At 46.4% G+C, this 6,865-nt stretch carries 8 protein-coding genes; 4 read left to right on the top strand and 4 right to left on the bottom strand.

Annotated features, from left to right (window positions below; genetic code table 11):
* From A3GG_RS0102235 to A3GG_RS12740, 4 genes are all read right to left on the bottom strand, one after another.
* A partial coding sequence (locus A3GG_RS0102235; RefSeq protein ID WP_018357704.1) for a cysteine peptidase family C39 domain-containing protein occupies positions 1-710 on the bottom strand: 710 nt, incomplete at its 3' end.
* A 69-nt stretch (positions 711-779) separates the two neighbouring features.
* On the bottom strand, positions 780-3,134 hold the full coding sequence (locus A3GG_RS11645; protein ID WP_156808645.1) for a TonB-dependent receptor: 2,355 nt from the start codon (positions 3,132-3,134) through the stop codon (positions 780-782).
* Between the two features lie 26 nt (positions 3,135-3,160).
* Complete coding sequence (locus A3GG_RS13995) at positions 3,161-3,544, bottom strand: SPASM domain-containing protein (protein WP_428829140.1); 384 nt, start codon at positions 3,542-3,544, stop codon at positions 3,161-3,163.
* Positions 3,545-3,734: 190 nt separating this feature from the next.
* Positions 3,735-3,908: an integrase core domain-containing protein gene (locus tag A3GG_RS12740; protein ID WP_083900364.1), complete on the bottom strand. Its 174-nt coding sequence runs from the start codon at positions 3,906-3,908 to the stop codon at positions 3,735-3,737.
* A 195-nt stretch (positions 3,909-4,103) separates the two neighbouring features.
* Between A3GG_RS12740 and A3GG_RS0102215 the strand changes: the two genes are divergently transcribed.
* Genes A3GG_RS0102215 through A3GG_RS0102200 form a run of 4 tightly spaced genes read left to right on the top strand, consistent with a single transcriptional unit; the run spans position 4,104 to position 6,858 of the window.
* Entirely contained in the window at positions 4,104-5,012 is a 909-nt protein-coding gene (locus tag A3GG_RS0102215; RefSeq protein ID WP_018357700.1) for a glycosyltransferase family protein, read from the top strand.
* Positions 5,013-5,936 carry a tRNA (adenosine(37)-N6)-dimethylallyltransferase gene (locus tag A3GG_RS0102210; RefSeq protein WP_018357699.1) on the top strand — a complete coding sequence of 308 codons (924 nt, stop codon included), beginning with the start codon at positions 5,013-5,015 and terminating at the stop codon, positions 5,934-5,936.
* 17 nt (positions 5,937-5,953) lie between these two features.
* Positions 5,954-6,304 (top strand): Hsp15 family protein, encoded by a 351-nt coding sequence (locus tag A3GG_RS0102205; RefSeq protein ID WP_018357698.1) that lies wholly within the window; start codon positions 5,954-5,956, stop codon positions 6,302-6,304.
* Positions 6,304-6,858, top strand: a complete 555-nt coding sequence (locus A3GG_RS0102200; protein WP_018357697.1) for a histidine phosphatase family protein — start codon at positions 6,304-6,306, stop codon at positions 6,856-6,858. Before A3GG_RS0102205 ends, A3GG_RS0102200 begins: the two co-directional genes overlap by 1 nt.
* The last annotated feature ends 7 nt before the right edge of the window (positions 6,859-6,865 follow it).

Raw genomic sequence — 6,865 nt, 5'->3', positions numbered from 1 at the left:
ATAAAGCTAATCGCCGTACGGCTAAAGAGCAACATCAGCTGAGCCAATAGCACCAGCCAAATAAAACCGATATCTCGCCCACCTATACCAGTATCGACTATAGCCTGAGTAAGGAATGGGAAAACAAGCTGTATCAGCGAACCCAGCAATAGGCCTAGTATAATTTGCCCAAAGTACCTACGATACTTCTTGACATAGCTCCAAAGGAAGGTCAGCCGATTACCTTTCTCGAACTTTCCGCCATCAGTCACTTCTTGGCTGTAAAACTCATCTGTCGGCTCTAAAAGTAGGACTATACCTTTCTCTTCGCCATTAGTCTTGGTACTAATCCAATGCTCGCAAAACTCCTCTTTGGTGTAAGTGAACAATCCTTTTCCTGGATCTGCGACATAGACCCTATAATTACCCTTACGAAGTCTCTTGACCTTATAAACAACTATAAAATGATTCTGATTCCAGTGAGCGATGCAGGGAAGTGGGGCTTCATTTGCTAGCGTCTCAAAAGTGATGCGACCACCCAGCGAGTGCAACCCCCTCTTCTCTGCCGCCTTACTAATCCCCAATAAAGAGACCCCCTCCTTACCTAAAGCACAATCCTTACGGATTTGCTCCAAGTCAGGATGGCGACCATAATGCTTAACCACCATAGCCAAGCACACTGGTCCACAATCCATCGCATCCTTCTGTTTGATATATTCTATCTCTTGCATCACCTGCGCCTGTAATTTTAAGAGAGATTTTTCTGTTTCATCTCAATTGCAATTATTAATGATTAATACTTACCTACTAGAGGTAGAGACCATGCTATTGTCGGAGTCGGTGTTGTAGAGACCTCTTTGGCTGGTCTTTAGTCGCTTCCCAAAGCTTATATTCCAGGAGAGGCCTAGTGAAAACATATTACGATTATCCAAGATGCTCACGTAGCTTGTCTTGGGATTGACCCTTGAGAGGAGCTCCGACTCGTAGGTTGCACCGTTCTTAGTAAATGGGAAGTGGAGGGCTGCATATAGGGTGAGCCTATTACGCTTCCATATCAAAGTCAATTGGGATGAGTTTTCACCCCTTGAGACGACGTTATTATACAGCGATCTCTTCGGCTGGGTATAGTAATAGGCAAGCGACCATTCCTTGTATTGTAGTATTGCAGAGATGTCCCAGTAGAGCGAATTGAGGCTAAACTTATCTACTCCTGTATCGGAGTTTTGGAAATCATATCCCACCGTACTATAAATGGTCAGGAAATCCCAGAGGTTCTTCATCTTTAAGTTCCAGCTCAGCCCTAGCACCTGGCTATACCTGCCATTAACTGCGTGTGAAAGGAAATAGTTCTTTTCTCTATTATAGGAGACATCATAAAGAATAGGATCCCAAATTCGGTAGTAAGTCGCCTCTAGGTCGTGTGCAAAATGCTCTGAGGAGTAGTATAGCCCCAGTCTATTATATACATACTGGGCAGCGGAGAGCTGTGGGTTACCGCTATGTACTAAATAGTCATCGTAGCGCTGAGACACCTCTGAGAGCTGGCTCAAACTAGGCAAACTAGGCATATAGGAGCTTGCCAAGCGGAGGTGTGCTTTATTACTCAAGGAGTACATCAGGGTCAAGGTACTCAGATTTTTGTAATAGCTCTTCTGGTTGGTAGAGCTTTTGACCCAATACGCTTTTACCCCTGTACCCACAGAGTACTGAAACTTATTTGCTGAGCCCGACAATTGAGCATACAGATAATTATTATTTTCGCTCAAGACATCTGTAAATTTGCTTGGCGAGAAGTAGGTATTCTCCGAGTGTCCAAGATGGTTTTGCACACCCGTAGTGAAGACTAGAGAGGGTCTAAACTGCTGAGTATAATACACCTCGCTAATCAGAGCTTTACGATGGCTCTCTACTGGATTGGTATATTCTTGCTTCACTGCTCCACCCATCTTGTCAGAGACACTAGACTCATATTTGCCCTGCCTATAGGTCCCCACGACATTAAGTTCGAGCTTACCACCATTATCAAACAGATTGGAGAAGTATAGGTCGAGCGTTGGAGCCACAGACCTACCCTTAGAGTAATCGGTCCTAAAGTAATCTGCCTTATGGGTCTCTATTACATGGGATTGCTCTATGGAGTGAGTGTCCAAAAGCTTCCCGCTAAAAGTGGCCGAAAACTGTCTGTTGGGGGTCATCTGATACAGATAAGAGAGACTGAGGTTGTGGTCGCTATAGCCAAATGGGCTAGCCACTGGCATCTTCACCCTATGCACTTCCTCTCCTTTGCCGATAAAGCGCTCATCGAGCTCTACCAGCCTACTCTTATAATTTCTATACGAAAGGTTGTAGCCCAGTGTGAGGGCATGCTTGCCGATATTGTAGCTAAAGCCTGTATTGCCATTGAAATAACCCGTCGTCAGTGCTGGCTGAGCAGATACCCTGAAGGAGCCCCCATCATTCTGCTCCTTTAGTACGATATTGACCACTCCACCGATCCCTTTGTCTAGATACCTCGCACCTGGCATATCGGAGTACTCAATACGCAAAATCTTCTCTGGGATAATATTGAAGATTTCCTCACGCGACTTTGGGACACCATTCACTTGCCACTGTACCGCCTTGCCATACACCAATGCCGTCTGTGACATTGGACTAATGCTTAGTCCTCTAAGACCCATATTCCTAAGCAAGCTCAGCACATCGGGACTAGCGACAAGCTCATGTTTTTTGGGGAAAACTAATATCCTCTGTACATTCTCCCTTTGGGCGGTTACGACGATTTCGTCTAATTGATGTGTGTCGTCTAGATATAGGTTGCCCAAGTCTAATGATTTACTAGCACCTTTTATCGAAATCACCATAGGTGCACAACCAAGCATACTGATGCTTACTTGTGTCGATTGGCGAGTACCCCGATGGAGTACAAATTTTCCGTCTTCCTTGCTTATCGTCCCCTCTGCCAATCGATCACCCTCATAGAGGGAGACCGACGCACCAGCGACAGAAGTAGAGTCGGAGCCAAAGAGTAGTCGTCCAGTGATTTGGAATTGAGCAAAGGCACTTGGACCGACCCCCATAGTTATTCCCGCCAATAAGAGTATCCAAAGACCTCTCACAGACTTTACAAGTGATACGCTTTGTTTTTTACGTTCCATTTTTGAGTAAAGTAAATCCAGCTTTGTCATATAAATGATTTCACTTTCTTTTGAAGTAATGAGTAGAACTTATCAAGTATAACTTTATCTTTCTTGCTTTCATTATAATCATGTATACAATAGTCCTTATGGGCATAATGAAGTGCTTTTTGACTGCAGCCTCCATTGCATATTGGCTGAATACGACATTTGTGACATGGAGCATTTTTGAACTTACTATCCATTCGTTTCTCTAGGCTATCATTTTCCCAAATTATATTCCCATCCTCACTTAAATAACCATCTCTTGTAGTATTGAGGAAGTCAATTGCTGTACATTTGTAAACATCCCCATTATAGTTAATAACAGCACTATGACGCCTATCTGCATAACAAGAAGAATAAACATTACTAAATAGTAGTTGTACAATATTTAGTTTCTCATCCTTAAAGTTTTGTATTACTGTGTATAGTACTCCCCATTTTTAGACAACGGGCTAGTGTTTTTTTCTTTCACCGTAACAAAAGTACACATTTTCTTTCTCTTTACATAGTTATTAGTTATTGTTATGCAGCTACTACTATTCCATATTCCATGGCAGGGAGTAGCTTGGTGATACTCTAGTGGGGGCGCTCATAGTTATAGAACTTTATCCACTTCCCTATCCCCTGCCTTAGTTCTGAGACTGTATGGGCTGGATTAAGATAGATATGTTCCTGTTTGATGCTTCTCCAGAAGCGTTCTATCCAAATATTATCCTTACAACGTCCTTTTCCATCCATACATATCCTCATTCCTTTCTCCTCTAGTAGCTCTACCCACTTCTTGCTCGTATACTGTACGCCTTAGTCTGAGTTGATGATCTCGGGGCATTCATATTGCTCTAACACTCCTTAAAAGAGTGGAGAGCCTACTAATAATCATTCCATTATCACTTTTTTTGTGTAGCTTTACGCACTGTTTAGAAAGAGTTATAAGCAAAGTAAAAGATGAAACCAACATTATTTGTACTGGCAGCAGGAATGGGCAGCCGTTATGGCGGTCTGAAGCAGCTAGATGGCGTAGGACCTAGTGGAGAAACCATTATGGACTACTCAATTTATGACGCAGTGAAGGCTGGGTTTGGCAAGGTGGTATTTGTGATTCGCAAAGACTTTGAGGAGGATTTCCGTACCAAGGTAGCCAGCAAGTACGAGCATCTTCTACCAGTAGAGATAGTATTCCAAGCTGTAAACGACCTACCCAAGGGCTTCACTTGCCCTGAGGGTCGTACCAAGCCTTGGGGTACCAATCACGCTGTACTCATGGGGCGTGATGTGATTAAGGAGCCATTTGCGGTCATCAATGCCGACGACTTCTACGGACGTGAGAGTTTCGAGGTTCTTGCCGAAGAACTACGCCGTATGGAGGGCACTACCAACCAGTATTGCATGGTAGGCTATCGTGTAGGCAATACGCTCAGCGAGAGCGGCACTGTAGCCCGTGGTGTATGCGAGACCAATGAGGAGGGCTTCCTCACTGGCGTAGTAGAGCGTACCGATGTGCAGAGGGTAGATGGCGAGATTGTCTTCACCGATGAGCACGGCAAGAAAGTGGCCATAGACGATCATACCCCTGTATCAATGAATATGTGGGGCTTTACGCCCGACTACTTCCAGCACTCCGAAGCGGCTTTTGTCTCTTTCCTAGAGCAAAATATCAATAGCGAGAAGGGTGAGTTTTACATCCCCTTCGTGGTCAACCAACTTATTAATAATGGTACATCTACTTGCAAGGTACTCGACACCCCTGCCAAGTGGTTTGGTGTCACCTATGCCAATGACCGTCCCGATGTTGTAGCTAAGCTACAGAAGCTCGCCGACGAGGGTACCTATCCACAGAATTTACTCGGGAAGTAAATGCAACCTCTGCCGCTCGGCATCGATATCATTACCATCTATGGACCAACCGCCAGCGGTAAAACTTCTATCGCTGTGCAGTTGGCAGAGATGCTTGGTGCGGTACTCTTTAGTGGAGACTCGCGCCAAGTGTACCGTGGCATGGATATCGGCACAGGCAAGGATCTCTCGGAGTATCAGGTGGGCGGCTACTCTGTCCCCTACCGCATGATTGATGTAGCGGAGGCTGGCGAGCAGTACAACCTACACCGATACATGAGGGACTTCTACATGGCTTTCGATGCCCTTCCCCAAGAGACCCCTAAGATACTCTGTGGTGGTACCGGACTTTACATAACAGCCGTCCTCGGAGGGTATAAGATGCCCAAAGCGCCTATAGACCACAAGCTACGTGCCGAGCTGGATGCCCTCTCAGTAGAGGGACTCCAAGCTAGGCTATTGGCAGCAGGTGGCAGTTTGGAGGGAATAGACTGCCACAATAGCAGGCGCTTAGTGCGTGCCATAGAATTGGCACTTGCGGGCGAAGTGGAGGTAGAAGAGCGGGCGCCCCTGAGAGGCCCTATCTTCTGTGTGGATGTAAGCCGTGAGGTACGCCGAGAGCGAATCTCGAGAAGACTCTTGGCAAGACTAGAAAAGGGGATGATAGATGAGGTGCGGGGGCTCTTGGAGCAAGTGGAGCCCGATGCACTCATTCGCTACGGACTAGAGTATAAGTTCGTAACGCTCTACCTACTGGATAAACTCAGCTACGAGGAGATGCACCGAGGGCTAGAGACAGCGATACACCAGTTTGCCAAACGACAGATGACGTGGGCGAGAGGGATGGAGCGCAATGGATTTGAGATAGAATATATTAGTCCTCTTGCCACTCCTAGGGAGACAGCAGAGGCGATGAAGGAATCAATTTTCAATAAATATCAGTAACTATTTAATCCAATAGTATGGAGGTACGCATTAGTCGTATTGTGAGTGAGTACTACGAGTACACACGAAAGGATGCAGAGGAGCTACTTCGTCAAGGACGTATCAAGGTAAACGACCAGACCGCTGGCATTGGCGACAAAGCCTCGGTAGAGGACAGGGTAACCCTCGATGATGTGTCGATCCCTCTGAAGGGACTATTTAGGAAGTTTGCCCGTGAGGCAGCTGAGCGCCAGACCGATGAGAAGTATGGAAGCCACAAGAAAGCGGAAGAGAACTTCTCCGACAACCCTAAGAGCAAGGAGCTACGCAAGGGAAGGAAGGACAACCGCAAGAAGCGCCACGGCAAGAATTACGAAGAAGAATATTAATGTTGAGAATAGACTGGATTAGACACACTTCACTAAACATCACAGGGGCGACTTGCTATGGGCAGACCGACCTCAAGGTAGCTGATACGTTTGCCGACGAGGCAGCGGTGGTACACCATAGGCTGGAAGGGCGAAAGTATGATGCAGTATTCACGAGCCCCCTCTCGAGGGCACAGGATCTCTGTATCTTCTGTGGCTACGACGATATAGCCACACGAGACCCACGCCTCATGGAGCGCAACTTTGGCGAATGGGAACTAAAACCGTGGACGGAGGTATTCGCACTTATGAAGGAGCAACCCGAAAAGTATGCAGATGCTAAGGGTGAGGCAATTCCGCCTAGTGGCGAGACGGTGGACCAACTAATCGAAAGAGTGCGGGCATTTGTACAAGAAGTGAGGAGAGAGCGCTACCGCAGGGTGGCGGTCTTTTGCCACGGAGGGGTCATCAATAGTGCTCGCCTTTGTCAGGGTTTGATAGGGCTAGAAGAGCTCTTTGTAGGGGTACCTGAGTATGGTTCGGTGACCACCCTCGAGTACGCATATTTGGACTAATAGGATT

This window comes from Porphyromonas levii DSM 23370 (assembly GCF_000379925.1).
Taxonomy (GTDB): domain Bacteria; phylum Bacteroidota; class Bacteroidia; order Bacteroidales; family Porphyromonadaceae; genus Porphyromonas_A; species Porphyromonas_A levii.
Note: the sequence above shows the minus strand (reverse complement) of the source record. Positions and strands in the feature narration are given on the sequence as shown.